This window comes from Brevundimonas sp. FV1ye7S, from assembly GCF_058680995.1.
Window position 1 is genome coordinate 1,541,882 of sequence record NZ_CM178726.1, and the last position, 24,773, is coordinate 1,566,654.

At 66.2% G+C, this 24,773-nt stretch carries 23 protein-coding genes and 2 tRNA genes; 22 read left to right on the plus strand and 3 right to left on the minus strand.

Features of this window, described 5'->3' with window-relative positions:
* Positions 1–90: 90 nt before the first annotated feature.
* The 13 genes from murA (at position 91) to ACW18C_RS07390 (ending at position 8,512) form a co-directional block, all read left to right on the plus strand.
* Entirely contained in the window at positions 91–1,380 is a 1,290-nt protein-coding gene (gene murA, locus ACW18C_RS07330; RefSeq protein ID WP_492073760.1) for a UDP-N-acetylglucosamine 1-carboxyvinyltransferase, read from the plus strand.
* The gene (locus ACW18C_RS07335; RefSeq protein ID WP_040349425.1) at positions 1,370–1,870 is read left to right on the plus strand and encodes a DUF2948 family protein; all 501 of its coding nucleotides are present in this window, start codon (positions 1,370–1,372) and stop codon (positions 1,868–1,870) included. Before murA ends, ACW18C_RS07335 begins: the two co-directional genes overlap by 11 nt.
* Positions 1,867–2,349 carry a UPF0262 family protein gene (locus ACW18C_RS07340; RefSeq protein WP_008260730.1) on the plus strand — a complete coding sequence of 161 codons (483 nt, stop codon included), beginning with the start codon at positions 1,867–1,869 and terminating at the stop codon, positions 2,347–2,349. Before ACW18C_RS07335 ends, ACW18C_RS07340 begins: the two co-directional genes overlap by 4 nt.
* A gap of 103 nt (positions 2,350–2,452) precedes the next feature.
* On the plus strand, positions 2,453–2,671 hold the full coding sequence (gene infA, locus ACW18C_RS07345) for a translation initiation factor IF-1 (RefSeq protein WP_008261544.1): 219 nt from the start codon (positions 2,453–2,455) through the stop codon (positions 2,669–2,671).
* A 12-nt stretch (positions 2,672–2,683) separates the two neighbouring features.
* Positions 2,684–3,259 carry a Maf family protein gene (locus ACW18C_RS07350; protein ID WP_008264047.1) on the plus strand — a complete coding sequence of 192 codons (576 nt, stop codon included), beginning with the start codon at positions 2,684–2,686 and terminating at the stop codon, positions 3,257–3,259.
* Positions 3,256–4,296, plus strand: a complete 1,041-nt coding sequence (locus ACW18C_RS07355) for a ribonuclease E/G (protein WP_492073762.1) — start codon at positions 3,256–3,258, stop codon at positions 4,294–4,296. Before ACW18C_RS07350 ends, ACW18C_RS07355 begins: the two co-directional genes overlap by 4 nt.
* The gene (locus tag ACW18C_RS07360; protein WP_008259215.1) at positions 4,293–4,457 is read left to right on the plus strand and encodes a DNA gyrase inhibitor YacG; all 165 of its coding nucleotides are present in this window, start codon (positions 4,293–4,295) and stop codon (positions 4,455–4,457) included. Before ACW18C_RS07355 ends, ACW18C_RS07360 begins: the two co-directional genes overlap by 4 nt.
* 63 nt (positions 4,458–4,520) lie before the next feature.
* Positions 4,521–4,596, plus strand: a tRNA-Phe gene (locus ACW18C_RS07365).
* Between the two features lie 549 nt (positions 4,597–5,145).
* A complete protein-coding gene (locus tag ACW18C_RS07370) occupies positions 5,146–6,033 on the plus strand; it encodes a MotA/TolQ/ExbB proton channel family protein (protein ID WP_008258688.1) in 888 nt (295 codons plus the stop codon).
* Positions 6,034–6,038: 5 nt separating this feature from the next.
* Positions 6,039–6,473 (plus strand): biopolymer transporter ExbD, encoded by a 435-nt coding sequence (locus tag ACW18C_RS07375; RefSeq protein ID WP_008259452.1) that lies wholly within the window; start codon positions 6,039–6,041, stop codon positions 6,471–6,473.
* A gap of 14 nt (positions 6,474–6,487) precedes the next feature.
* A complete protein-coding gene (locus tag ACW18C_RS07380; RefSeq protein ID WP_183195616.1) occupies positions 6,488–7,207 on the plus strand; it encodes an energy transducer TonB in 720 nt (239 codons plus the stop codon).
* 140 nt (positions 7,208–7,347) lie between these two features.
* A tRNA-His gene (locus ACW18C_RS07385) sits at positions 7,348–7,424 on the plus strand.
* Positions 7,425–7,525: 101 nt separating this feature from the next.
* The gene (locus tag ACW18C_RS07390) at positions 7,526–8,512 is read left to right on the plus strand and encodes an aldo/keto reductase (RefSeq protein WP_492073764.1); all 987 of its coding nucleotides are present in this window, start codon (positions 7,526–7,528) and stop codon (positions 8,510–8,512) included.
* A 100-nt stretch (positions 8,513–8,612) separates the two neighbouring features.
* On the opposite strand, the gene ACW18C_RS07395 is transcribed toward ACW18C_RS07390, so the two are convergent.
* A complete protein-coding gene (locus ACW18C_RS07395; protein WP_008259611.1) occupies positions 8,613–9,035 on the minus strand; it encodes a DUF2147 domain-containing protein in 423 nt (140 codons plus the stop codon).
* A 203-nt stretch (positions 9,036–9,238) separates the two neighbouring features.
* Here ACW18C_RS07395 and ACW18C_RS07400 point away from each other — a divergent pair, with 203 nt between their 5' ends.
* The 3 genes from ACW18C_RS07400 (at position 9,239) to adhP (ending at position 13,037) form a co-directional block, all read left to right on the plus strand.
* Positions 9,239–10,213 carry a GAF domain-containing protein gene (locus tag ACW18C_RS07400; RefSeq protein WP_035310113.1) on the plus strand — a complete coding sequence of 325 codons (975 nt, stop codon included), beginning with the start codon at positions 9,239–9,241 and terminating at the stop codon, positions 10,211–10,213.
* Positions 10,214–10,348: 135 nt separating this feature from the next.
* Positions 10,349–11,866 (plus strand): acetaldehyde dehydrogenase ExaC, encoded by a 1,518-nt coding sequence (gene exaC, locus ACW18C_RS07405; RefSeq protein WP_008261774.1) that lies wholly within the window; start codon positions 10,349–10,351, stop codon positions 11,864–11,866.
* A 142-nt stretch (positions 11,867–12,008) separates the two neighbouring features.
* Positions 12,009–13,037: an alcohol dehydrogenase AdhP gene (adhP, locus tag ACW18C_RS07410; RefSeq protein ID WP_492073766.1), complete on the plus strand. Its 1,029-nt coding sequence runs from the start codon at positions 12,009–12,011 to the stop codon at positions 13,035–13,037.
* 230 nt (positions 13,038–13,267) lie between these two features.
* On the opposite strand, the gene ACW18C_RS07415 is transcribed toward adhP, so the two are convergent.
* A complete protein-coding gene (locus ACW18C_RS07415) occupies positions 13,268–14,509 on the minus strand; it encodes an acyltransferase family protein (protein WP_492073768.1) in 1,242 nt (413 codons plus the stop codon).
* A 152-nt stretch (positions 14,510–14,661) separates the two neighbouring features.
* On the opposite strand from ACW18C_RS07415, the gene ACW18C_RS07420 reads away from it, so the two are divergent.
* Together ACW18C_RS07420 and ACW18C_RS07425 are read left to right on the plus strand one after the other, a co-directional pair.
* A complete protein-coding gene (locus ACW18C_RS07420; protein WP_492073769.1) occupies positions 14,662–15,462 on the plus strand; it encodes a LytTR family DNA-binding domain-containing protein in 801 nt (266 codons plus the stop codon).
* Between the two features lie 197 nt (positions 15,463–15,659).
* Positions 15,660–16,169: a hypothetical protein gene (locus ACW18C_RS07425; protein WP_492073770.1), complete on the plus strand. Its 510-nt coding sequence runs from the start codon at positions 15,660–15,662 to the stop codon at positions 16,167–16,169.
* A 3-nt stretch (positions 16,170–16,172) separates the two neighbouring features.
* On the opposite strand, the gene ligA is transcribed toward ACW18C_RS07425, so the two are convergent.
* Positions 16,173–18,518, minus strand: coding sequence for an NAD-dependent DNA ligase LigA (ligA, locus tag ACW18C_RS07430; RefSeq protein WP_492073771.1), 2,346 nt, complete (start codon positions 18,516–18,518; stop codon positions 16,173–16,175).
* Between the two features lie 75 nt (positions 18,519–18,593).
* Between ligA and ACW18C_RS07435 the strand changes: the two genes are divergently transcribed.
* The 4 genes from ACW18C_RS07435 to ACW18C_RS07450 all read left to right on the plus strand — a co-directional run bounded on the left by ACW18C_RS07435 (position 18,594) and on the right by ACW18C_RS07450 (position 24,592).
* Entirely contained in the window at positions 18,594–19,553 is a 960-nt protein-coding gene (locus ACW18C_RS07435; protein WP_492073773.1) for a M28 family peptidase, read from the plus strand.
* On the plus strand, positions 19,553–20,062 hold the full coding sequence (locus ACW18C_RS07440; protein WP_287927146.1) for a hypothetical protein: 510 nt from the start codon (positions 19,553–19,555) through the stop codon (positions 20,060–20,062). Before ACW18C_RS07435 ends, ACW18C_RS07440 begins: the two co-directional genes overlap by 1 nt.
* Positions 20,063–20,332: 270 nt before the next feature.
* Positions 20,333–21,865 (plus strand): beta-helix domain-containing protein, encoded by a 1,533-nt coding sequence (locus ACW18C_RS07445; RefSeq protein ID WP_492073775.1) that lies wholly within the window; start codon positions 20,333–20,335, stop codon positions 21,863–21,865.
* A 75-nt stretch (positions 21,866–21,940) separates the two neighbouring features.
* Entirely contained in the window at positions 21,941–24,592 is a 2,652-nt protein-coding gene (locus ACW18C_RS07450; protein WP_492073776.1) for a TonB-dependent receptor domain-containing protein, read from the plus strand.
* Positions 24,593–24,773: the final 181 nt, after the last annotated feature.

Here is a 24,773-nt window from a genome sequence, read left to right on the forward strand (position 1 = left end):
CGCGCCCGTTCCGCCCTTTGGCAAGCGCGCGCCGGCTTGCTAGAGAACCCTCCCCCCGAGGCGTTTACTTCGGGCGCGCTTAAGGACGTCATGGACAGCATCGCCATTCAGGGCGGCGCCCAGCTTTTCGGGGATATTCCCGTCAGCGGCGCCAAGAATTCCGCCATCAAGCTGATGGCCGCCTCGATCCTGACGGATCAGCCCTTGCTGCTGACCAATATGCCGCGTCTGGCGGACACCCGCTTCCTAGGGCAACTGCTGCGCCAGTTCGGCATTGAAGTGACCGAGCGTGACGGCGCGGACGGGCAGGAGAGTCTGTTCCACGCCAAGGCCCTGACTTCGACCTTCGCCCCCTATGATCTGGTGCGGCAGATGCGGGCCTCGTTCAACGTGCTGGGGCCGCTGCTGGCCCGCACGGGCGAGGCCAAGGTGTCGCTGCCCGGCGGCTGCACCATCGGCGCGCGCCCGGTGGATCTGCACCTCCAGGCCCTGACCGCGCTCGGCGCCGAGATCGAGCTGGATGAAGGCTATGTCACCGCCAAGGCTCCGTCCGGTCTGAAGGGCGCGGAGATCGAGTTTCCCTTCGTCTCGGTCGGCGCCACCGAACACGCCCTGCTGGCCGCCGTGCTGGCCCAGGGCACGACCGTGCTGCGCCGCGCCGCGCGCGAGCCCGAGATCGGCGATCTGGCCCGCTGCCTGACCGCCATGGGGGCGAAGATCGAGGGGATCGACACCGACGTCCTGACCATTACCGGCGTCTCGTCGCTGAACGGCACGACCTGGTCGGTGATTCCCGACCGAATCGAAATGGGCTCCTACGCCGTCGCCGCCGCCATGGCGGGGGGCGAGGTGCGTCTGACCAAGGCGCGGGCCGAGTTGATCGGGGCCCTGACCGACAAGATGATCGAGGCGGGCGTCGACGTGTCGCCCACAGCCGACGGGGTGTTGATCAAGCGCGATCCGAAGGTGCGGTTGCAGGCGGTCGATATCGAGACCGCCATCTATCCCGGCTTCGCCACCGACCTGCAGGCCCAGTTCATGTCCCTCATGACCACGGCCGACGGCGTCAGCACCGTGCGCGAGACCATTTTCGAGAACCGGTTCATGCATGTGCCGGAACTGGCCCGGCTGGGAGCCGAGATCTCGGTTCACGCCGGCGAGGCCCAGGTCAAAGGGGTCGAGGGGCTGCACGGGGCCCAGGTGATGGCCACCGACCTGCGGGCCTCCATGTGCCTGGTCATCGCCGGCCTGGTCGCCGAGGGCGAGACGACGGTCGGCCGGGTTTATCATCTGGATCGCGGGTTCGAGCGTTTGGAGGAGAAGCTGGGCGCGTGCGGGGCGGATATCCGACGGATTAAAGGAACAGGTGATGAGCACTGAGATCGACGGCGTCGTCACGGAAGCCAAGGCGCCGGTCGAACCGCTGCGCCTGCTGGCCGAGGACGCCGACGATCTGCAGATCATCTCCGCCGCACTTCAGGACGCCATCCTGCGGCCGGTCGACATCGTCTGGGAAAAGGGCGCCCGCACCCTGACCATCGCCTTCAGCCGCTTCTGCTGGGAGTGCGGCGGGACGCGGGTGATGTGCGCCATGCAGTTCGGGGACGTGCTGGCGGTCAAGAGCCGGCGCCTGTCGCGCAGCCCCGACGCCTCGCTGGAACTGCTGGCCCTGGATTTCATGCCGACCGAGGCGCCGGGCGGGCGGGTGATCCTGATGTTCGCCGGCGGCGGCGATCTGAGGATCGACGTCGAATGCCTGGACGCCGTGGTGACCGACATCTCGGAGCGCTGGCCGGCGCGGATCGCCCCGACGCATCTGGATGCGGTCCCTCTGAACGCGCCTGAAAACGATGAAGGGAGCGCGGCATGAGCGGCGTCCACAAGCTGGTCTCGGTTGAGCTGGACACGGTCACGCTTCCCGCCGCCACCGCCGAGATCGAGCACGAACGCCGCGTCGCCATCTTCGACCTGGTCGAGAAGAACAGTTTCGAACCCGTCGGCGCGCCTGACGATGCAGAGGGGGGCGGGCGATATCGGCTGAAACTGTCGCTGCAGGACAACCGGTTGGTGTTCGACATCGACGGCGGAGGTTTCACCCGCACCTACGCCATCAGCCTGACGCCCCTGAAGGGGGTGCTGAGGGACTATCTCATGATCTGCGACAGCTATTACGAGGCCCTGCGCGGCTCGTCGGCCAGCCAGATCGAATCGGTCGACATGGGCCGGCGCGGTCTGCACAACGAGGGGGCCGAACAGCTGAAGACGCGGCTGGATGGCAAGATCATCGTCGATCACGAGACGGCGCGACGGCTGTTTACGCTCTTGTGCGCCCTCTACCGTCGCGGCTGACCTCGACTATCTCTGCATTTTCGGGCATTAGGCCCCTCCATTCCGCCCCTCGCGCCCGCCCGGCGTGGGGTCGAACGCATATTCAACGGGCGTGAGAGGCCGCATGGCTAAGGAAGAACTGCTCGAGTTTCCCGGCACCGTCAGCGAATTGCTGCCGAACGCCACCTTTCGCGTGACGCTCGAGAACGACCACGAGATCATCGCCCACACGGCGGGCAAGATGCGTAAGAACCGCATCCGCGTGCTGGCCGGCGACAAGGTTCTGGTGGAAATGACCCCCTACGACCTGACCAAGGGTCGCATCACCTATCGCTTCAAGTAAGGGACGGCTCGTATGAGCCGGCCTGAGCTGGTGCTGGCCTCGGCCAGCCCGCGCCGCATCGAACTGCTGGCGCAGGTCGGGATCACGCCCGACCATATCGATCCCGCCGACATCGACGAGACGCCGCTGAAGGGCGAGACGCCGCCGCGCCTCGCCGAACGTCTGGCCACGTCCAAGGCCCAGGTGGTCGCGGCGCGACGGCCCGACGCGGTGGTCATCGCCGCCGACACGGTGGTCGCCGTGGGACGACGTTTCCTGGAGAAGGCGGCGGACGAGGCTGAGGCGACGCGGTTCCTGAAGCTGCTGTCCGGCCGCAATCACCGGGTCTTCACCGGCGTGGCCGTCGTGCGCGACGGTAAGCTGTCGTCGCGGGTCAATGAGACCCGCGTCAGCTTCAAGCCCCTGTCGGACCACGAGATCGCCGCCTATGTCGCCACCGGCGACTGGCGCGGCAAGGCCGGGGGCTATGGCATCCAGGGCCCGGCCGGGGCCTTTGTTCAGCGAATCGTCGGCAGCCATCCCGCCGTCATGGGCCTGCCCCTCTATGAGGCGGTGCAGTTGCTGCATGGCGTCGGCTGGCGGGCATGAGCGGCGAGATCGAGGTCTTCCTCGACGAGGCGCCGGGCGAGACCCGCGGCGCCGTCCTGCGTGACGGCCGCTATACTCATCTGCTGATCCATCGTGACGGCGATCTGCCCCAGCATCGCCTGGGCGCACGGTCCGTCGGCCGGGTGACCGAGATCAATCCCGGCCTGCGCGGCGTCTTCGTCGATCTGGGCGCCGGCGCGCCGGCCTTTCTGCCCTTCCATCGCAATGAACGTCTGACCCAGGGCGAACGGCTGGAGGCGACGGTCGTCGCCGAGCCGCGCGCCGGCAAGGGCGCGGTCCTGCGCCGCCTTGGGCCGGGGGAGGGGGCGCCCCGCCTGCTGGAGGCCGCGCCCAGCATCGCCGCCCAGCTGCGGGACCTCGCCGGAGGCGGGGGCTTGACCACGGGCCTAGCCGCCATCGACGCGGTGACGGAGGCGGAGGAAGAGGCTCTGGCGTCCCGCCATGTCTTCAACTCCCACGGCGTCGACCTCGCCATCGAACGCACCCGCGCCCTGATCGCCGTCGACATTGATCATACGGCCGGGACGGGGCGTGATCCGAAACAGGCGCGGGCGGCGGCGAATCGCCTGGGGTTGAACCAGGCCGCGCGGCTGATCAGCCTGCGGAACTGGGGCGGGCTGATCGTCATAGACCTGGTCGGCGACGCGGAGGACGCGGCCGCCGGGGACAAGGCGGCCCGCGCGGCCTTCGCACACGAACCCCAGGCCGTGTTCGGCCCGATCAGCCGGTTCGGACTGTTGCAGATGTCGTTGCCCTGGCGGCGGACCCCTATAGAAGAGATCCTGTTCGAGGCCGGCCGCCGGCCATCGGTCCAGACCGAAGTCCTGGCCCTGGCCCGGGCGCTGCGCCGACGACTGTTGTCCGACACCCGGTCTGCGCGCGTCGTCGCGCGCTGTGCGCCGGACGAGGCCGCGCTTCTTGGCCCCCTGGCCGCCCGGATGGGGCCGCGCGCCTCGGTGCGGGCCGACGCCGATGTGCGGCGCGGGTGTGGACGTATCGAAGGACCTGATCGATGAGCACCTGCCCGATCTGCCGCAAGGCCGACGCCGATCCCAAGTACAAGCCGTTCTGCTCGCGCCGCTGCTCGGAAGTGGATCTGCAGCGCTGGTTCACGGGCGGCTACGCCATCCCGGCCGCCCTGGACGAGGGCGCCGAAGATGATGGCGAAAAGGACTGAAACGACGCTGGACAGGCGGAAACGGCTCGCCTATAGACCCGCCTCTCGCGACGCCGCGTCGGCGCCTGGATAGCTCAGCTGGTAGAGCAGCGGATTGAAAATCCGCGTGTCGGTGGTTCGAACCCGCCTCCAGGCACCATCTTTCGTCGGCGCGCCGACCTTCCCTGAAATGACCAAGCCTAAGCGTCTCGTTCCATGGAACGACGTCATCTGAAACGATGCTGATCGACTGCTTTGGGGGCGGATGATCTGAGAAACGCTCTCAGAGGAGTAAAAAACTCCTCCGGATTATGGCTTTCGAACAAGCTTGCGCTAATCGCGGCGAAATCATCACAAAAGTGTCGCTTTCCGGCCTGCTGGCGGTCGAAAGGAGCAAGACTTGCTCGAACTTCGCCCGGCGGGTGAAATCCGGCTGTTCTCCCTTGACGCTCCGGTAAGGGTTCGCCAAAGGGGGTAGGACGTCCTCCCACAAAGGCGTCAGACGGATTCTTAGGAGACGTGTTCTCCGGCGGTTCGAATACGGGGGCGGTGCGGGAAACCGGATGCGTCTCCATCAAAGAATTCAGCGCCTGGATGATCCCGATGGGACGCGGGGCGTTGAAGGAAACATTTTCAGGTTGGGGGGCGGCTCTTTGACACGGCCGCACCTTTGGTTCCACGAGTCAGACCAAGCAGGAACTGGCGAATTATGCTGAACAGCAAAAAGACGAACATCCTTCTCGCCATGGCCGGCGCCGCCGTGCTGATGGCGAGCTCGCCGGTCCTGGCCCAGGCCCCCGCCGAGCCGACCCCGGCCGCTGCACCCGCAGCAGCCCCGACGGCGATGGCTCCGGCCGCCGACGCGGCCAACCCGCAAACCATGAACGAGTCCGTCGGCGGCGGACACGGCGCCGGCATCACCCCGATCTCCATGTTCATGGAAGCGACCGTCATCGTTAAGGTCGTCATGATCGGCCTGCTGCTGGCCTCGATCCTGTCCTGGACCCTGCTGCTCATCAAACTGTTCGAGTTTGGCGCGCTGAACCGCAAGACCGACAACTTCCTCGAAAACTTCCGCGGCGCCCGCACCATCGCGGACATGCGCGCCGTCTCGACGCAAGAAGAGTTCGACGGCAACCCGCTGGCCGACATGGCCGCTGCGGCGACCGAAGAAGTCGAAATGTCGCGTCAGGCCGGTCTCTCGGTCACCGGCGATCACCTCGACTCGGCCCTGGGCCGCGCCCAGGCCGCCGTCGCCGCCGTTCAATCCGGTCTGGCCCTGCGCCTGTCGGGCGGCCAGCAGTTCCTGGCTTCGGTCGGCTCGATCGGTCCGTTCGTCGGTCTGTTCGGCACCGTTTACGGCATCATGAACTCCTTCATCGGCATCGCGGAATCCAACACGACCAACCTGGCCGTCGTTGCTCCGGGTATCGCCGAGGCCCTGCTGGCCACCGGTATCGGCCTGTTCGCCGCTATCCCGGCCGTTGTCTTCTATAACTACTTCAACACGCGCATCGCCGCCTACGGCACCCGCGCCGATGGCTTCGCCGCCGAGCTGCTGAACGGCATCTCGCGTCAGCTCGACAAGGGGGCGTAAGACGGATGGCCGCCAAGATTAAATCGGGCGGCGGCGGCAACAAGGTCGAGGCCAACAGCGATATCAACGTCACGCCTTTCGTTGACATCATGTTGGTCCTCCTCATCATCTTCATGGTCGCGGCTCCGCTCGCTTCCGTGTCGGTGCCGGTCGAGTTGCCAATCGCCGTCGCTAAGGCGGCTCCGAACCCGCCCAAGCCGGTCTATATTTCGATCCAGAACGACGGCGACGTCTTTGTGGGCGACTTCCCGACCAGCGTCGGCTCTCTGGGCGAAGATCTGCTGAAGCAGATCGGATCCCGGAACCCGGCCGATGAGCGGATCTTCATTCGGGGCGACCAAAACACCCGCTATGGTGATTTCATGCAGGTCATGAACGCTTTGCAGGATAACGGCTTCTACAGCGTTGCACTGGTCGGCGAAGACCAGGCGACGAGCTAGAGTGCGGAGATAGAATGACAGACGTCGCATATCATCGCAGTCGTTACGACGTACCCAAGAAGAAGGGCTTCATGGGGGTTTCCTACCCCGTCCTGATCGTCTGCCTTCTGATCGTCACCCTCCTGTTCGCCCTGCTGATCTTCTTCCTTCAGCAGTCGAAGTTCAAACTCAAGGAGTTCAACTACGTCGACGAGTCCGTCGAGGTCGAGTTGGTCGAGCCGGTTCCGCCGCCTCCGCCGCCTCCGCCCCCGCCGCCTCCGCCGACGGATACGCCGCCTCCGCCCAAGCTTCAGGTGCGGGTGCCGGCTCCGGTTCCGAACGTGACTCCTCCTCCGCCGGTGAACATCACGCCGACGAAGAAGGAAGACCGGGTCGAGTACACGGGTCCGCCCGTGAACATTCCTGGACCGCCGCCGCCTCCGGCTCCGCCGGCTCCGCCGCGTCCGTCCACGATCACGAACGTGCAGTGGTCGCGTCAGCCGCGTCCGACCGCCGACGACTTCCCGGCTCGCGCTTTGGAACGGGAAATCAGCGGATCGGCCACGGTCGAGTGCACCGCTCGGTCTAACGGCTCTCCGGCGAACTGCCGCGTGGTGTCGGAAGAGCCTGCGGGTATGGGCTTCGGTCGGGCTGCTGTCCGCGTGGTTCAGCGTGGACAACTGTCCCCGCGTACCGTCGATGGCGCGGCTCAGGACGCCACCTTCCGCGTCCGGGTGCCCTTCACCCTCGGGTAAGGCGCTGCGGCGAAGAAACAGACGCCTCGGAGAGCGATCTCCGGGGCGTTTTTCTTTTATGCCGCGCGGTGACGAAATCTGATGAAGCCGCTTGATCCCCTGCCGCAGTCCCGGTAGAGAACGCGCCTCGCGACGCGCGGGCCGCCTTAGCTCAGTTGGTTAGAGCGCCGGTTTGTGGAACCGGAGGTCCTCAGTTCAAGCCTGAGAGGCGGTACCATCGCGCAGCGCGGCCGGGCTTGCGGCCCGCCGCTGCAGTGACCATCTCCTGATTGTCGGCGTCTTTGAACGCTGATCCCCTACATCGACAGGAGAGCGCAGATGAAGACGCGCAAGTTGGGCCTGAACGGTCCCGAGGTTTCGGCCATAGGTCTGGGCTGCATGGGCATGAGCGCCTTCTACGGCGGCGCGGACGAGGGCCAGTCCATATCAGTCATCCACCGCGCCCTCGACCTGGGCGTCAGCCTGTTCGACACGGCCGAGATGTACGGCCCGCATACCAATGAGATGCTGGTCGGCAAGGCGCTGAAGGACCGGCGCGATCAGGCCTTTATCGCCACCAAGTTCGGCATCAACTACAACGCCGACCGCTCCAAGCTTCTGGTCGACGGCAGTCCGGCCAATGTCCGCCGCGCCATCGAGGGCAGTCTTCAGCGTCTCGGCGTCGATCACGTCGATCTGTACTACCTGCACCGGGTCGATCCCGACACGCCGATCGAGGAGACGGTCGGCGCCATGGCCGAACTCGTCAAGGAGGGCAAGGTCCGCTTCCTGGGCCTGTCCGAGGCCGCGCCGGACACCCTGCGCAAGGCCCATGCGACCCATCCGATCACCGCCCTGCAAACCGAATATTCGCTGTGGACGCGGGACCCGGAAGACGAACTGTTCGCGGTCGTGCGGGAACTGGGCATCGGCTTCGTGCCCTACAGCCCGTTAGGTCGGGGCTTCCTGTCCGGCGACATCAAGTCCATCGACGATCTGGAGGCGGACGACTTCCGCCGCACCAATCCGCGTTTCATGGGCGATAATTTCCAGAAGAACCTGGACCTGGTCGAGGCGGTGAAGGCCATCGCCGCCGACAAGGGCGTGACCGCCGCCCAACTGGCGCTGGCCTGGGTCCTGGCCCAGGGCGAGGATCTGGTTCCGATCCCCGGCACCCGCCGCATCGCCACTTTGGAACAGAACGCCGCCGCGACGGACATCGTCCTGACGCCGGAAGACCTGGCGCGCATTGATGCGGTCTTCCCCAAGGGCGCGGCCGTGGGCCACCGCTACGCTGAGGCGGCGCGGGCGGCCCTGAACCGCTAGGGGCGCAGGCCGCCCGAGGCCGATCCGTCAAGCCTGACGGCAGGCATGAAAAGGCCCGGCCGGAGCGATCCGGCCGGGCCTTCGTCTGTCTGGGTCGGGCCTACTGGATGCGCGTCCAGGTCTGGGTCTTGCACAGGGGGGCGACGACACAGCCGCGCAGGTTCAGGCTGTTGTCATTGGTCATGGTGATGGTGCCGCGATAGGTGCGGCCGTCGGCCGGGTTATAGACCGAGCCGTTGCGCCATTCGGTCGGGCCGCCGGTGAAGCCGGTCAGCATCGGCAGGTTCCGCAGGGTGCGGCTACGCAGGGCGGTGTCGCGATTATGCTCGTCCCGGACGTCGGCGTCCGCCCGGATATGGTTCGACGTCACCAGGGTTCCACACAGGGCCTGGCCGCAGCGGGCGATCCGCACCTGGCCGCCGTTGGTCGGGGTCTGCCACAGGCCGGTCGGATCCGCGGCCAGGGCGGGAGAGGCGAGCGCAGCCGCCAGGGCGGCGGCGGCCAACATAATCTTGGTCTTCATGGTCGTTCCCTTTTCTCGGGCCGGTTCGGCGGCCCGTTGATATGCAGGGTGATCCGGGTTTCGGTTCAAAACAAGGCTGAACTGATCCCCTATCGCCAATGAAAACCGGACCTTAGGGAAGCTTTCGCGGCGTTCAGCCGGGTCGCCTTGACCTTGTGGCGCGGCAAGCGTCTGATCTGGCGAAACAAGCCTTGGGAGACACCATGGGCGATCGGCCAGGAAACGATCACGGAAGCCTGATCAAACAGGCGCTCGACAACGGCGCCGAGCCGGCGCGTTCGGCCCTGGCCGCATCCTGGCGTCGGTCCATGTCGCTGTACGGCCTGGATCCCGAGGACGGCGGCCGTCCCCAGACCCTGACCGAGGCGCAACTGCATGAGGCGCGCCAGGCCATGGAGCCGATGACGCGGGCGGCGCAAGGGGTGCTGGATCGGCTGTTCCTGGCTGTCGGCGACACCGGCTGCTGCATCCTGCTGACCAATGCCGACGGGGTGCCGCTGGAGCGCCGGGGCGCGGCGGCGGATGACGACATCTTTCGCCGCTGGGGGCTGTGGCCCGGCGCCATATGGTCCGAGGCGGTCGAGGGCACCAACGGCATCGGCACGGCCCTGGCGGAACACCGGCCCCTGACCATCCATCGGGACCAGCATTTCCATACCCGCAACACGGCCCTGAGCTGCACCAGCCATCCGATCCACGATCATCTGGGACGCCTCGCCGGTCTGCTGGACGTCTCGTCCTGCCGGGCCGATGCGACCGCGGGCGTGCTGGGCCTGATCGCGGCGGCCGTGGCGGATGCGGCGCGGGCCATCGAGGCCCAGACCTTTCGTCAGGCCTTCTCCCAAGCGCGGATCGTCCTGGCCGGGGATCCGGTCGAGCGGAATACGGCGGCCCTGCTGGCGGTCGATCGGGACGACCTGGTGATCGGCGCCACCCGCGCGGCCCGCCTGGCCCTGTCCATCACCGACGAGCGGATCGCGGCCCAACTGGCGGCGTCCGAGGTCCTGGGGGCGGGCTGTGTCGAGACGGAGCTGCTGGAGGCCGAGCGCGGGGCGGTGCGTCGCGCCCTGGCGCGCAGCGGGGGCAATGTCTCGGCCGCCGCGCGGGCCCTGGGGATCAGCCGTGCGACCCTGCACCGCAAGCTGCACCGGCTGGGGCTTTCGCGCGAACCTCACTGAGCCGACTGTCGCAGGCGTGCGACAGGTTTGCGCTGCACCATGAACGGCCCGTCTGGCGGATCGGCCGGGGCAGGCAGAGCTTCCCGTCCCAACGACGTCGGCAATCGACGCCCGAGGGAACGTTAGGAGTGTTTCATGACCAAACCCGAATTCGCGCGCGCCGCGACCCCCAAGTTCAAGACGCGCTATGACAATTTCATCGGCGGCCAGTGGGTCCCGCCGGTCAACGGCCGCTATTTCGAGAACACCTCCCCGGTGAACGGCCGCGTCCTGTGCGAAGTCGCACGCTCGGACGCGGCCGACGTCGAACTGGCCCTGGACGCCGCCCATGCGGCCAAGGACGCCTGGGGCAAGACCAGCGTCGCTCAGCGCGCCGTCATCCTGAACAAGATCGCGGACCGGATCGAAGCCAATCTCCAGGCCGTGGCCGAGGCCGAGACCTGGGACAACGGCAAGCCGGTGCGCGAGACCCTGGCCGCCGACATTCCCCTTGCCATCGACCATTTCCGCTATTTCGCCGGCTGTATTCGCGCGCAGGAAGGCGGAATCTCGGAACTGGATCACGACACGGTCGCCTATCATTTCCATGAGCCGCTGGGCGTAGTCGGCCAGATCATCCCGTGGAACTTCCCCATTCTGATGGCGACCTGGAAGATCGCCCCGGCCCTGGCGGCGGGCAATTGCATCGTGATGAAGCCGGCGGAACAGACCCCGGCCTCGATCCTGCTGCTGATCGAACTGATCCAGGATCTGCTGCCGGCCGGCGTGCTGAACATCGTGTCGGGCACGGGCGCCGAGGTCGGCGAGCCCCTGGCCACCAACCCCCGCATCGCCAAGATCGCCTTCACCGGCTCGACCGCCGTGGGTCAGAAGATCATGGAGTATGCGACCAAGAACATCATTCCGGTGACGCTGGAGCTGGGCGGCAAGTCGCCGAACATCTTCTTCAAGGACGTGATGGACGCCGACGACGCCTTCCTGGACAAGGCGCTGGAAGGCTTCGCCATGTTCGCCCTGAACCAGGGCGAGGTCTGCACCTGCCCCAGCCGGGCCCTGATCCACGAAGACATCTATGAGGCCTTCATCGCCAAGGCCATCGCCCGGGTCGAGGCCATCGTCCAGGGCGACCCGCTGGACCCGGCCACCATGGTCGGCGCCCAGGCGTCGGAACAGCAGCTGAAGAAGATTCTCAGCTATCTGCAGATCGGCAAGGACGAGGGGGCCGAGGTGCTGACGGGCGGCGAGCAGTCGCTGCTGCCGGACGACCTGTCGGGCGGCTATTACGTCAAGCCGACCGTGTTCAAGGGCACCAACGACATGCGGGTCTTCCAGGAGGAGATCTTCGGTCCCGTCCTGGCCGTGACCACCTTCAAGACCTTCGAAGAGGCCATGGAGATCGCCAATGACACCGAATACGGCCTGGGCGCCGGGGTTTGGTCGCGCGACATGAACACCGCCTATCGCGCGGGTCGTACCATCCAGGCCGGTCGGGTCTGGACCAACTGCTATCATCAGTACCCGGCGCATGCGGCCTTTGGCGGCTACAAGAAGTCCGGCATCGGGCGAGAGAACCACCGGATGATGCTGGACCACTATCAGCAGACCAAGAACCTGCTGGTCAGCTACAGCCCCGACAAACTGGGCTTCTTCTGATCTGCATCAAGGATGGCCGGTTCCGGATCGGCCATTCTCCGATCGCTCTCTGATCCGTCTGTCCGGAGAGCTAACTCCCAGGCGGGCGGGCCGGTGTCCTGCTTCTGGTCCGCCCGTTCCCCCAAATCGATGAGGATGTTCCATGTCCAGAACCATGAAGGCCGCCGTCGTGCGCGCATTCGGCCAGCCGCTGACCATCGAAGAGGTGGCGGTCCCCGAGCCGGGTCCCGGCCAGATTCAGGTCAAGATCGAGGCCTCTGGCGTCTGTCACACCGATCTGCACGCCGCCGAGGGCGACTGGCCGGTCAAGCCGAACCCGCCCTTCATTCCGGGCCACGAGGGCGTCGGCTATGTCTCGGCTGTGGGGGCGGGGGTCACTCTGGTCAAGGAGGGCGACCGGGTCGGGGTGCCGTGGCTCTACTCGGCCTGCGGTCACTGCAAACACTGTCTGGGCGGCTGGGAGACCCTGTGCCACGACCAGCAGAACACCGGCTATTCGGTCAATGGCGGGTTTGCGGAATACGCCCTGGCCGACCCCAACTACGTCGGCCATCTGCCGGCCAATGTCAGCTTCACCGATATCGCCCCGATCCTGTGCGCCGGGGTCACGGTCTACAAGGGGCTGAAGATGACCGACACCAAGCCGGGCGACTGGGTGGTGATCTCGGGCATCGGCGGCCTGGGCCATGTGGCGGTCCAGTACGCCAAGGCCATGGGGCTGAACGTCGCCGCCGTGGATGTGGACGACGCCAAGCTGGACCTGGCGCGACGGCTGGGCGCGACCGTGACGGTCAACGCCAAGACGTCCAACGACCCCGCCGCCGACATCAAGGCCCAGACCGACGGCGGCGCCCAGGGCGTGCTGGTCACGGCCGTCTCGCCCAAGGCCTTCGAACAGGCGGTCAACATGACCTCGCGCGGCGCGACCGTGGCCCTGAACGGCCTGCCGCCCGGCGACTTCCCCCTGTCGATCTTCGACATGGTTCTGAACGGCACCACGGTGCGCGGCTCCATCGTCGGCACCCGTCTGGACCTTCAGGAGGCGCTTCAGTTCGCCGCCGACGAGAAGGTCAAGGCCACGGTCTCGGTCGAACCGCTGGAGAACATCAACAGCATCTTCCAGCGGATGCGCGACGGCCAGATCGAGGGCCGGATCGTCATGACGATCTGAGATAGGCGCGGTCCACTCCAAAAAATGGAGTCTATTTCGTCTATTTCGTCTAATTCCGACGTTCAGGGCCGGTGCGTCGGGGCTGTCCGATCGCGATGTCAAAGACCTGGGCGGGATCATAAGCCCGTCTGCGAACGTGATGGGTCGGCGGCGTGAATCAATTTCAAGCCGCTGATCCAGCGACGGTTTTCCTGCGGAATTAGGAGGGCTGGGCCGTCCCAGCCCTCGCATCAGGCGGGCGACCGCGCGGTTCGCCCCGCCTTCTTCGGCTTCACCCCCAGCAACAGGCCCAGCCATCCGATCCGGCGCGCGACCTCGTAGGCGAGGAGGCAGCCCAGGGCGGTGATGAGGATCAGCAGACCGGCCTCCACGCCCAGCGGAAGTTGGAGTGTGGCCAGATTATAGGCCGCCACGACCGTCACGGTCTGGTGGACGATATAGAAGGGGAAGACCCCTGCCGAGAGATAGCGCAGAGCCGGAGCGTCACGGTTCAGCCATCGTGCGCCGAAGCCCAGGATGGCGGCGATGAAGCCCGCCTGATCCAGCGCATAGGCGATCCGCATCGCCTGCCTGAGCGGCTCGGACGGATTGACGTCGCCGCGATAGACCCAGGCATAGGTCGCCCAGGCCGCCCAGCTGCACAGGGCGATGATCAGGGCGGGCCAGCGCAGCCGCATCAGGGTCTGACGCGCCTCCTCGGACCGGGCGATCAGATAGCCGAACAGGAAGGCGCCGAAGCTGAGCGCGTGGTTGTACCAGTCGTCGGTCAGGGCATGGGTGATCTCGAACCGGGGCGCCAGGAACCAGCGGATCAGGATCAGATACAGGACCGGCCAGACCACCAGCCCCCATCCCCGAAAGACCCGATCCCCCGCCGCCTGAAGGGCGCGCCGGACGGCCGGAAAGGCGATCATCGCCGCCAGCAACAGGCTGTAGGGCAGCAGATAGGCGATGAACCACAGGTGGTTCCACGTCGGCGTGGTCAGGCAGCCGTCGGCGTCGCACCAGTGGCCGGTCGAGGTGACGTACCGCACCCAGAAGTCCTTGAGCACCGGTCCATGCGCGGGGTCGGCTATGCCCAGGCCCTTGGCCGCTTCGAGGATTTCGTAATAGCTCTGGGGCGGCACAATGACGAACATGCCGAACAACAGCGGCGGCAAGAGGCGCAGGATGCGCGATCCGGCCAGCGCCCATCCGCTTTGGCCGCGCGCGGCGAACCCGTCCGCCAGAAACCGGGTCGCACAGCCCGAAACCAGGAACAGCAGGGTCAGCCGCCAGGGGTTCGTCAGCAGCATGATCGGCTCAAGCGCCTCGACCGGACGTGGGCTGTTCACATGGTAGTCCCAAGGCACGTAGAACATGCCGACGTGATAGAGGATCAGCAGCATGAAGGCGCCGACGCGAATCCAGTCCAGATCGTATCGTCGGCCCGTCATCGCGGACGGCGACACGAGCGGGGGCGTAACAGACATGCGAGAACTCCATGGCGAATGATGCAGGCCCCGTCCTCGCGGACCGACGGGCGGTTCAGCAATCGCCCGGGGCCGTGCGGGCGCCTGGCGGGGACGGCGCTGGGGTCGTCGGGACGAACGGCGCGCGTATCGTGACGAGCGGGTGGACGGCTATGGCGCGACGGCTGAACGGTCGTGACCTGTGGCGGTGCGCCCTGGCGGTCCTGGCCTTTTCGCTGATCAACACGCCGGTCAACATCCTGACGGCCCAGGCGGACAATCCGGATGTGGCCGCATGGATGCCCATGGTCTGGGAGGTGTCGAGCACCCTCGCCGTGATGGCGGTGATCTGGATCCCCTGGCTGGCCGCCAGTCTGGCGCCGCCGGACGAGGCGGCGGGCGAGGGATGGCGGCCCAAGGCGAGGTTCGCCGGGATTCATCTGGCGGCGCTTCTGACCTTTTCGGCCGTGCACGTCAGCGGTTTCGTGGCGCTGAGAAAGCTGGGCTACGCCGTCATGGGGGCGGGCGCCTATCAGTTCGGCGACCGGTTCGGCTATGAGCTGCGCAAGGACCTGGTGACCTATGTCCTGCTGGTCGGGGGCTTCGTGCTGATCGCCTATCTGCGGCGGCGGCGCGATGAACCGGTGCGGCCGGTCAGTTTCGACATCCGCGACGGCGCCCGCATCATCCGCGCGCCCCTGGGCGATATCCTGGCGGTCAGTTCGGCGGGGAACTATGTCGAGTTCCTGCTGGCGGACGGGCGGCGTCCGCTGATGCGCGCGACCCTGGCGGCGGTCGAGGCCGAACTGTCGCGGTTCGGCTTTGTGCGGGTCCATCGCTCGTGGCTGGTCAATGCAGAGCGCGTCACCGGCCTGCAACCCGACGGCTCCGGCGACTGGACCGTGGAACTGGGGGCGGTCAATGCGCCTCTGTCACGCCGCTATCCCGCCGCCCTGGCGACGCTGCGCGGCTAGCCGATCAGGGCCAGCAACCCGTCTTCGGTCAGGATATGGGCCGGTCGAGGTGACTTGCTCGCAGAAGGCGTAAGCATTGCGCAATCCAGACGCGCTATTATGGCGATATGAAAAGGGTGTTCTACGGTATTGTTCTGGTCGCATTGGGCTTGGCGGCAGGGTGCGCCACCCGAGCGCCTACGGGGGTAGGTGATCCCGTGAGCCTGCCTGAGCAGAGCGACTATCGTGTTGTTATGGAGGGGCGATCCTTTGTCATCGGTCCAATCCGTCGCACTATCGTAAGTCGTGGCGACTGGAAATTTGTCGAGGAAATCTCCAACGGCGAACGCCGCAGGACTCTCGAGAACGCAGATCGAAGCGTCGTCTGGTCAGCGCAATGGGACGCGCAGGGGGGGCACACGAGGATGTGGGCCAGCCACAATACGGCTTCAGCACCGACTGAGAAGCCAAGGATCGAACGAACGCCGGAAACGGTTCTCGGTCGGGACTGCCACTGGATCGACGGCAGGCCCGGCGTGCAGGATATTGGCCAGGCGCAATGCGTGACCGCCGATGGCCTGCTGTTGATTGAGGAAAATATTAGCCGGGGGCGGCTCTCGAGCGAATTACGGGCGGTCTTGATCACGGCAGGTCCCACACGCCTTGACGACTTGGCGCCGGGAGATGATCCGTTCGACCCTCGGACCTGGGGCTTCCCGATCCCCTGACGCCTATCCCCCGATCAGGGCCAGCCACTCGTCCTCGGTCAGGACCTGAACCCCGTGCTTCTCGGCGTCCTTCAGCTTGGAGCCGGCGCCGGGGCCGGCGACGAGGTAGTCGGTCTTTTTGGACACGGAGCCCGAGACCTTGGCGCCCAGGCTTTCGGCGCGGGCCTTGGCTTCGTCGCGGGTGAAGCGTTCCAGCGCGCCGGTGAAGACCACGGTCTTGCCCGCGACCGGGGTGTCGGACTTGGGCCGTTCGGCGTCGAGGATCTGGGTCAACTCGGCCTCCAGCGCGGCGACGACCTGAAGATTGTGCGGCTCGTGGAAGAAGTGGGCCAGGGCCAGGGCGGCGACGGGGCCGACGCCGGTCACGCCGGCGATCTGGTTCAGGATTTCGGACGGGCCTTCCTCGCGTGCGACGCGGGCCAGCTCGACCAGGCCGGACCAGTCGTCCGTCATCCCAGAGACTTGGATCGCCAGCGAACGGCGAGCGGGTGCGGCCATGCCGGGGAAGGCCTGGCTGATCTTCATGTCCATGGTCGCCTCGGGCCAGGGATCGGCGGCGGGGGGCGTCGCCTCGGCCATCAGGGTCAGGACTCGGGGCGATATGGCGTGGGCGGAGGCGAGGGCGGTCCAGGCGTCGGACGGCACGCCTGAGGCGGCCTGGAGGCAGGCGGCCTTCAGCGCGGGCCAGCTCTCGAAGGCGCGGGCCAGGACGATGGAGGTCTGTTCGCCGATGTCGCGTATGCCCAGGCCGAACAGGAACCGGTCCAGCGAGATGACGCGGCGGGCGTCAATGCCGACGACCAGGTTACGGATGCTGGTCTCGCCATAGCCGTCGTCGCGTTCCAGTTCCTTCAGCCGCGCTTCGTCGCGCGCCAGCCGGAAGATGTCGGCCGGCTCCTTGATCCAACCGCGCGCATTGAAGGCGACCAGCTGTTTCTCGCCCAGCCCCTCGATGTCGAAGGCGCGGCGGCCGACGAAATGCTTGAGCCGTTCGACGATCTGGGCGTCGCAGATCAGGCCGCCGGTGCAGCGGCGCTTGACCTCGTCGCCTTCGCGCACCGCCTCGGAGCCGCAGACCGGACATTTGTCGGGGAAGACATAGGGGACGGCGTCGGCGGGACGTTGGTCGGGGACCACGCCCAGGATCTGGGGGATGACGTCGCCGGCGCGTTGCAGGCGGACGGTGTCGCCGATGCGGACGTCCAGCCGTTCGATCTCGTCTTCATTGTGCAGGGTGGCGTTCCTGACCACGACGCCGCCGACCGTGACCGGATGCAGACGGGCGACCGGGGTCAGGGCGCCGGTGCGGCCGACCTGGATGTCGATGCCTTCCAGCACCGTCGTCGCCTGTTGCGCGGGGAATTTGTGGGCGATGGCCCAGCGGGGGCTGCGGGCGACGAAGCCCAGGCGGCGCTGCCAGTCGATACGGTCGACCTTGTAGACCACGCCGTCGATGTCATAGCCCAGGGTCGCGCGGTCGCGTTCCAGTTCGCGATAGACGGCGATCAGGCCCTCGGCGCCCTCGACGCGGCGCGAGCGGGCGTTGACGGGGAAACCCCAGGCCTTGAGCTTTTGCAGGGCCTCCCACTGGGTCTCGGCGAAGTCGCTGGAGTGTTCGCCCCAGGCGTAGGCGAAGAAGTTCAGCGGGCGTTTGCCCGTGATCCGGGCGTCCTTCTGGCGCAGGGAGCCGGCGGCGAAGTTTCGGGGGTTGGCGTAGGTGCGGCGGCCCTCGGCCTCGGCGGCGACGTTGAAGGCGGCGAAGGCAGCGTTGGGGGCGTAGACCTCGCCCCGGATCTCGATCCGGTCGGGCCAGTCGTCGCCGGCCAGGGTCTGTTTCACATCGGCGATGGTGTTCAGATTGGCGGTGACGTCCTCGCCGGTGCGCCCGTCGCCACGCGTGGCGCCGAGGGTCAGCCGGCCGTCCACATAGAGGAGGTTGGCGGACAGGCCGTCGATCTTGGGCTCGGCGACGAAGGCAATGGGTTCGTCGGAGGGCAGTTTCAGGAAACGGGCGATCCGGGCGACGAAGTCGCGCACCTCGCCCTGGTCGAAGGCGTTGTCCAGCGACAGCATGGGCACGCCGTGGCGGACCTCGGCGAACTGGCTGGAGACGGCGGCGCCGACCTTGTGCGACGGGGAGTCCGGGCGGATCAGGTCGGGGAAGGCGGTCTCAATCGCCAGGTTCCGGGCGCGCAGGGCGTCGTAGTCGGCGTCGGAAATCTCGGGCGTCGCCTCATTATAGAGGGCGTCGTGGCGGGCCATCTCGGCGGCCAGCCAGGCCAGTTCTTCCGCCGCTGTCTCGGCGGTCAGGTCTTCGATGGGCGGGAAGGGGGGAATCGCGCTGGACATGTCGTCGTCTCATTACCACGGGCTGACGCCGGGCGATCCGCACGCTAGGCTGAATCATCGTTTACGGAGTCGTCCATGCTGTCCGCCGCCGCCCGATCCCTTCTGCTCGGCGGATGCGCCGCCCTGGCCCTGAGCGGCTGTGTCGAGCCCATCAGCCCGCCGCCGCCCGCGCCGATGCCCGCCGCCGACTATGGCTCGCTGCTGGACGATGTGCGGATCCTGTCGGCCGACGACATGGAGGGACGGGGAACCGGCACGCCGGGCGGGGAGCGGGCGCGGGCCTATGTGGTGTCGCGACTAGAGGCGCTGGGCGTCGCGCCCGCGCCGTTCGGGCGGCTGCAGCCGTTCGAGGGGACGGGGCCGTCGCCGCAGGGGCCTGTCACCTATCGCGGGGTCAATGTGCTGGGCCTGATCCCCGGAACCCGGGTGGGCGACCGCTACATCGTAGTCAGCGCCCATTATGATCATGTCGGCATGCATGAGGGCCAGATTTACAACGGCGCCGACGACAACGCCTCGGGGGTCGCCACGATGCTGGAGCTGGCCAAACGGCTGAAGGCCCAGGCGCCGGAGCACAGTGTGCTGCTGGTCGCCTTCGACGGGGAGGAGCGGGGGCTGCTGGGCGCGCGCGAGTTCGTCAAGGCGCCCCCCGTGCCCCTGTCGTCCATCGCCCTGAATCTGAACTTCGACATGACGGCGCGGGCCGAGACCGACGGGCATCTGTGGGTCACGGGCACATACCAGCACCCGAACCTGCGCCCGATCCTGGAGCCCCTGCCGGCGGTCGGCCCGGTCAGTTTCGCCTTCGGCAAGGATACGCCGCAGGACGAGGGGGAGAACAATTGGGTCTCGGCGTCGGACCAGGGCGCCTTCCACGACAAGGGCGTGCCCTTCCTCTATATGGGCATCGACTATCACCCCGATTATCACCGCCCGACCGATGACTTCGAGCGGATCAGGCCCGAGGTCTTCACTGCGGCGACCGAACTGGCCATCGCCGGCTTCCGCGCCCTGGACCGGTCGCTGGATCGGTGATGCGGCGCCTTTTGGTTCCAGCCCTGGTCTGTCTGGCGGCGCTTGCGGCTTGTGAGCGGCGCGAGGCCGGCCCGGCGTCCACGGCGACGACGCCCGCCGTCACGGCGTCCTTCCGGCATCGGCTCGAAGGCGACATCTCGGGCGACTATCGGCCGGTGTCCGCACCGGCCCAGGGTTGGCGGGTCGAAAGCCTGTTCATTGGCCAGGCCTCGGCCCTGGAAGCGTGGGAAGCGGCGCAGAGGGGCGGCGCACCCTTGATCCTGACGCTGTCGGGGCCGGACGGCGCGGTGCAGATCACGCCGCGCGCCTATGACCTGACCGACGAGCGCCTGCATTTCGTCGGCGTCATGCCCGATGGGCGACAACTCGTTCTGGACGCCCGCATCGATCCCGGCGCACTGGCCACCGCACGCCGCAATCTGGGCGACCGCACCCCGGTGATCACCGGCGCCATGACGGTGAAGGGCCACAGGATTCCGTTCAACCTGGGCTGGTGGAACGGCGACTGATCGGGCGAAGCTCGGCGTCTGCGCCTCTGCAACCACCGACAGCAGACGTATTCGATGTGGCGTATTGATCGGAAGGCAGATCAATCGTCGCAAAACAGAGTCTATTTCTCCGCAAAACCTCCGCCGAACCTTCATGCCGAGGCGCATGCGCCGTCACACAGCATCCCTAATGACTGGAGCCGGGCAGGAGGGACGATCACGTCATCGCGGCCGGGCATGAGCTCGGTCGTCCCCTGTCATAGCTCTTTGACCAGACACGGTGGACTGACGATGACCGGCCTTCAGCTCAAGACCCTTCTCGTGACGGCGGCCAGCGCCCTCGCGCTCGCCGCCTGCGGCTCCGCCGAGGTGGCTTCGCCTGGTGAAGGCGATTTCGGCAACGGCGGCACGCCGACCACGCCGACGACCCCGACGACGCCGACGCCCGGCACCCCCGCCGCCGACTGCCCGACGGGTCTGTCGAACACCGGCACCATCGCCACGGTCCTCAACGGCACCCTGCGCGTCTGCCAGCTGCCGCAGTCTATCACTGGGAACCTGACCCTTTCGGTCCGCGCCGGCACCATCTACTCCATCAGCGGCGGCGTCCATGTCGGCGTTGATAGGGGCATCAATCTCGACCAAGGAACGCAAGGCATTCTGACCATTGAGCGGGGCGTGAAGATTTTCGCGGAAGGTGGCGGCGACTACCTCTTGGTAAACCGTGGTTCGCAGATCTTCGCTGAAGGCGAAGCAAAGGACCCAATCGTCTTCACCAGCCGGGCTGATTTGGAAGGCAAGACCAACAGTGAATCGCAAGGTCAGTGGGGCGGCATCGTCCTGGCTGGTCGTGCCCCTCAGGCTGGCTGCCAACTGACCGCCCCCGTCACCTGCGCCGGCCAGATCGAGGGCACCAACGCCTTCTTCGGCGGCAATACCGCAGCCGACAACTCTGGTCGCTTGCGCTATGTCCAGATTAAGTACTCTGGCTACGAAGTAGCGACGGGCAACGAGTTGCAATCGCTGACTTTGGCTGGCGTCGGCTCAGGCACGGTCCTGGAGTATATTCAGTCGTATAACAGCTCGGATGACGGCATCGAAATCTTCGGCGGCAACGCCAACCTGAAGCACATCGTCATCAACGGCGCCGACGATGACGGTCTGGACACAGACACCGGCTGGCGCGGTGGCGCCCAGTTCGGCATCGTCACCCAGCGCGCACAGAACACGACCAGTCGTTCGGCCGGATTTGAGTTTTCGTCCGCTCCCAAAACCACTGCCTATGCTTCGCGCTACCTGTCGGAACCCAAGATCGCCAACTGGACCCTGGTTGGTCGAACCACGACATCCGATGTTCACACCGTCATGCACTTCGACACGGGCACCAAGCCGACTCTGATGAATATCGTCGCTACAAACGTGGCGGGTTCGGCGTCGGGCTGCTTTGCAATCGACGATCAGGACACGGAAACGAGCTTCAACAGCGGCACGACGCCGTCGCTGCGCTCCATCTACATGTCCTGCGCGATCTCCTACCGCCCGGCCAGCGTGACGCGTTCGACGGCCGTGTTCACCAATGCCCGCAACACCAATGTGACGGCGGCGGGACCCTCGACCCTGACCGCGCCGGCCTCGGGCACCTCGATCACCAACCAGAACCTGGCCTTCATCAACGGCGCCAACGAAAACGCCGTGCCGGCGGTCGATCCGAAGACGACCTACGGCTTCTTCGACAGCGTGACCTACATCGGCGCCGTGCGGAACGCCCAGGACACCTGGTGGCAGGGCTGGACCTGCGGCCTGACGTCCGGCTCGACCTGCTGACGATGACAGCGCCGGCGGCGACCATGGGGTCGCCGCCGGTTCTTCGCGTTTCCTGACCCCTTCAAGGCGCAGACCATGAATAGACTTACTCTGACCCTGAGCGGGGTCCTTCTCGCCACCAGTGCGCTGATCGCGCCCGGCCTGGCGTTCGCCCAAACGGCCCCGACGACTTCCCCGACCGCGCAGACCCCGGCCGAACAGGTCGAGGAGCAGGCGACCGAAGTCGGCGAGATCGTCGTCCTGGGCCGTTATATTCCCGAACCCAACCGCGAGAGCTCCGAAGTCGCGGCCTTCCTGACGTCCGAGGACCTGGAGCGCACCGGCGACAGCAACGCCGCCGCCGCCCTGACCCGCGTGACCGGCCTGTCGATCGTCGAGGGCCGGTTCATCTACGTCCGCGGACTGGGTGAGCGTTATTCTTCGGCCTTGCTGAACGGTTCGCCCCTGCCCAGCCCCGAGCCGCTGCAGCGCGTCGTGCCCCTGGACCTGTTCCCCTCCAGCATCCTGGACGGCGTGACGGTTCAGAAGACCTATTCGCCCAACTTCCCCGGCGAGTTCGGCGGCGGCGTGATTGATCTGCACACCATCGACGCCCCGAACGAACCCTTCTTCAACATGAAGCTGTCGCTGGGCGGCAACACCGAATCCACCGGCAAGGAAAGCCTGATCTATTACGGGTCGCGCACCGACTTCACCGGCTTTGACGACGACACCCGCGAAGTGCCCGGCGCCATCGCCATCGCCTTCGACCAGGGCAAGCAGATCAACGGCGCCAACTTCACCGCCGACCAGCTCCAGACCATGGGCCAGTCGCTGGTGAACGCCCCGCTGCGCCTGCTGCAACGCGAAAAGACGCCGATCGACGGCGGTGTGGAACTGGCGGGCGGCTTCTCGCAGGACACGGGTCTCGGCACCCTGGGCCTGATCGCCGTCGCCGGTTACGACAACAGCTGGCGCGCCCGTCGCGGCGTCCAGGAAGAGGGCCAGTTTCAGGGCGACGCCCTGGAGGTCGCTTCTTCCTCTAACGTTGAATCCAACCAGAACGACATCCGTTTGAACTTCCTGGGGGGGCTGTCGCTCAAGACCGCAGATCATGAGGTGAAGTGGACCAACCTCTATGTTCGCAACACGACCAAGGAAGCGCGTTCAGCCGCTGGCCCGGACGCCGACGCAGGCGGCAGCATTATCCGTAACGACTATACCGAATGGTTCGTGCGCCAACTGTTCACCAGCCAGTTGGCCGGCGAGCATCAGTTCATGGACGGGGCTCTCGAAATCGACTGGCGCGCCGCATACGCCAAGACGTCGCGCGACGCACCCTATGAATCGCGCTTCCAGTACGGTGTGGACGAGAACGGTGATTATATCCACAACGTGCAAGGCAATCTGATCTCGTTCAGCGAATTGGACGACGACATCGTTTCGGGCGGCGTGGACGTGGCGTACACCCTGCCGCTGTCGTCGATCCGCGAAGCCGTCATCAGTGCTGGCGTAGCCTCGTTCGACAACAATCGCGAAGCGACACGCCACGACCTGCAGTTCGAAGCGGTCAACAGGTTGACCGACAGCCAGCGTCACTCCCGGATCGACTATCTGTTCTCGGACTACAACATCAATCCGAACACGCTGCAACTGCGCGAAGTTGGGCGCTCAGACGCCAGCGCCTATGACGCCGAATTGCAGGTCAATGCCGCTTACGCCATGGTCGATGCGGAGATCATCCCGCTGGTCCGCACCACGGTGGGCGTACGTTTCGAGGACGGTCAGCAGAGCGTTACGCCGCGTGACCTGTTCGGCGGAAGTTCGACTTATAAGGCCACCGAGATCGAGGAGCAGTATTGGCTGCCTTCGCTGACGGCGACCTGGAACTTCGCCGAGGATCAGCAACTGCGTTTCGGCGCGTCCAAGACGATCGGTCGTCCGCAGTTCCGCGAACTGGCGCCCCAGGCCTATACGGACCCGGAAAGCGACCGCATCTTCATCGGCAACCCCTATCTGGTGGACACCGAGCTGCTGAACCTGGACGCGCGGTACGAATGGTACTTCGCTCGCCAGCAGTTCATCACCGCCGGCGTCTTCTACAAGGACCTGGACAAGCCGGTTGAGTCCGTCATCGTCGACGTGGGCAACCAGCGGCAGCAGTCGTATCTGAACGCGCCCAAGGCGACCATCATGGGCGCCGAGGTCGAGGTGAAGAAGTATTTCGAGTACCCCGACCAGACCATGAGCTTCATCGCCAACAAGCGTTGGCTGGTGCAGGCCAACTACACCTACTCGGACTCCGAGGTTAAGGTGGGCGAGGGCGACACCGTCCTGACCCTGGGTGGTGCGGGCACGCCGGAACAGGCGTCCTTCTTCATTCAGGACGGCAGCCGTCTGCAAGGCCAGTCGGACCATGTCGCCAACCTGCAACTGGGTTGGGAAGACGATACGGCCCGCTCGCAGGCGACGATCATCGTCAACTATGTCAGCGACCGGATCACCGCCCGCGGCGCCGGCATCGGTTCGAGCCGCGAGCCTGACTTCATCCAGGAGCCGGGTGTCTTCCTGGACTTCGTCTATCGCAAGGACTTCACCGTCATGGCCCGCGACATGGGCTTCGCCCTGGAACTGCGGAACCTGCTGGGAACCGAGTTCGACGAATACCAGGAACTGGGCAACAAGATCCGGGTCAACAACTACGACCTGGGCCAGAGCGCCTCGGTCAGCCTGACCGCCCGCTTCTGATCTTTGGAACAAGTGACGCGTTGCGACCGGGGGGCCTTGGCCTTCCGGTCGTTTTCGTTACTGAATGATCCGTATAGATCGCATCTGTCACCAGATGTTCTTCGTGTCTTCACACTTCGGTGCGGCCCGCATACGGACGATTAGTCTAGATCGCGGGATGGCCGTCGGGGTCGGAACAGGC

Coding starts and splice junctions, on each gene's coding strand:
- murA (WP_492073760.1), top strand. CDS start 91: ATGGACAGCATCGCCATTCAGGGCGGCGCCCAGCTTTTCGGGGATATT.
- ACW18C_RS07335 (WP_040349425.1), top strand. CDS start 1,370: ATGAGCACTGAGATCGACGGCGTCGTCACGGAAGCCAAGGCGCCGGTC.
- ACW18C_RS07340 (WP_008260730.1), top strand. CDS start 1,867: ATGAGCGGCGTCCACAAGCTGGTCTCGGTTGAGCTGGACACGGTCACG.
- infA (WP_008261544.1), top strand. CDS start 2,453: ATGGCTAAGGAAGAACTGCTCGAGTTTCCCGGCACCGTCAGCGAATTG.
- ACW18C_RS07350 (WP_008264047.1), top strand. CDS start 2,684: ATGAGCCGGCCTGAGCTGGTGCTGGCCTCGGCCAGCCCGCGCCGCATC.
- ACW18C_RS07355 (WP_492073762.1), top strand. CDS start 3,256: ATGAGCGGCGAGATCGAGGTCTTCCTCGACGAGGCGCCGGGCGAGACC.
- ACW18C_RS07360 (WP_008259215.1), top strand. CDS start 4,293: ATGAGCACCTGCCCGATCTGCCGCAAGGCCGACGCCGATCCCAAGTAC.
- ACW18C_RS07370 (WP_008258688.1), top strand. CDS start 5,146: ATGCTGAACAGCAAAAAGACGAACATCCTTCTCGCCATGGCCGGCGCC.
- ACW18C_RS07375 (WP_008259452.1), top strand. CDS start 6,039: ATGGCCGCCAAGATTAAATCGGGCGGCGGCGGCAACAAGGTCGAGGCC.
- ACW18C_RS07380 (WP_183195616.1), top strand. CDS start 6,488: ATGACAGACGTCGCATATCATCGCAGTCGTTACGACGTACCCAAGAAG.
- ACW18C_RS07390 (WP_492073764.1), top strand. CDS start 7,526: ATGAAGACGCGCAAGTTGGGCCTGAACGGTCCCGAGGTTTCGGCCATA.
- ACW18C_RS07395 (WP_008259611.1), bottom strand. CDS start 9,035: ATGAAGACCAAGATTATGTTGGCCGCCGCCGCCCTGGCGGCTGCGCTC.
- ACW18C_RS07400 (WP_035310113.1), top strand. CDS start 9,239: ATGGGCGATCGGCCAGGAAACGATCACGGAAGCCTGATCAAACAGGCG.
- exaC (WP_008261774.1), top strand. CDS start 10,349: ATGACCAAACCCGAATTCGCGCGCGCCGCGACCCCCAAGTTCAAGACG.
- adhP (WP_492073766.1), top strand. CDS start 12,009: ATGTCCAGAACCATGAAGGCCGCCGTCGTGCGCGCATTCGGCCAGCCG.
- ACW18C_RS07415 (WP_492073768.1), bottom strand. CDS start 14,509: ATGTCTGTTACGCCCCCGCTCGTGTCGCCGTCCGCGATGACGGGCCGA.
- ACW18C_RS07420 (WP_492073769.1), top strand. CDS start 14,662: ATGGCGCGACGGCTGAACGGTCGTGACCTGTGGCGGTGCGCCCTGGCG.
- ligA (WP_492073771.1), bottom strand. CDS start 18,518: ATGTCCAGCGCGATTCCCCCCTTCCCGCCCATCGAAGACCTGACCGCC.
- ACW18C_RS07435 (WP_492073773.1), top strand. CDS start 18,594: ATGCTGTCCGCCGCCGCCCGATCCCTTCTGCTCGGCGGATGCGCCGCC.
- ACW18C_RS07440 (WP_287927146.1), top strand. CDS start 19,553: ATGCGGCGCCTTTTGGTTCCAGCCCTGGTCTGTCTGGCGGCGCTTGCG.
- ACW18C_RS07445 (WP_492073775.1), top strand. CDS start 20,333: ATGACCGGCCTTCAGCTCAAGACCCTTCTCGTGACGGCGGCCAGCGCC.
- ACW18C_RS07450 (WP_492073776.1), top strand. CDS start 21,941: ATGAATAGACTTACTCTGACCCTGAGCGGGGTCCTTCTCGCCACCAGT.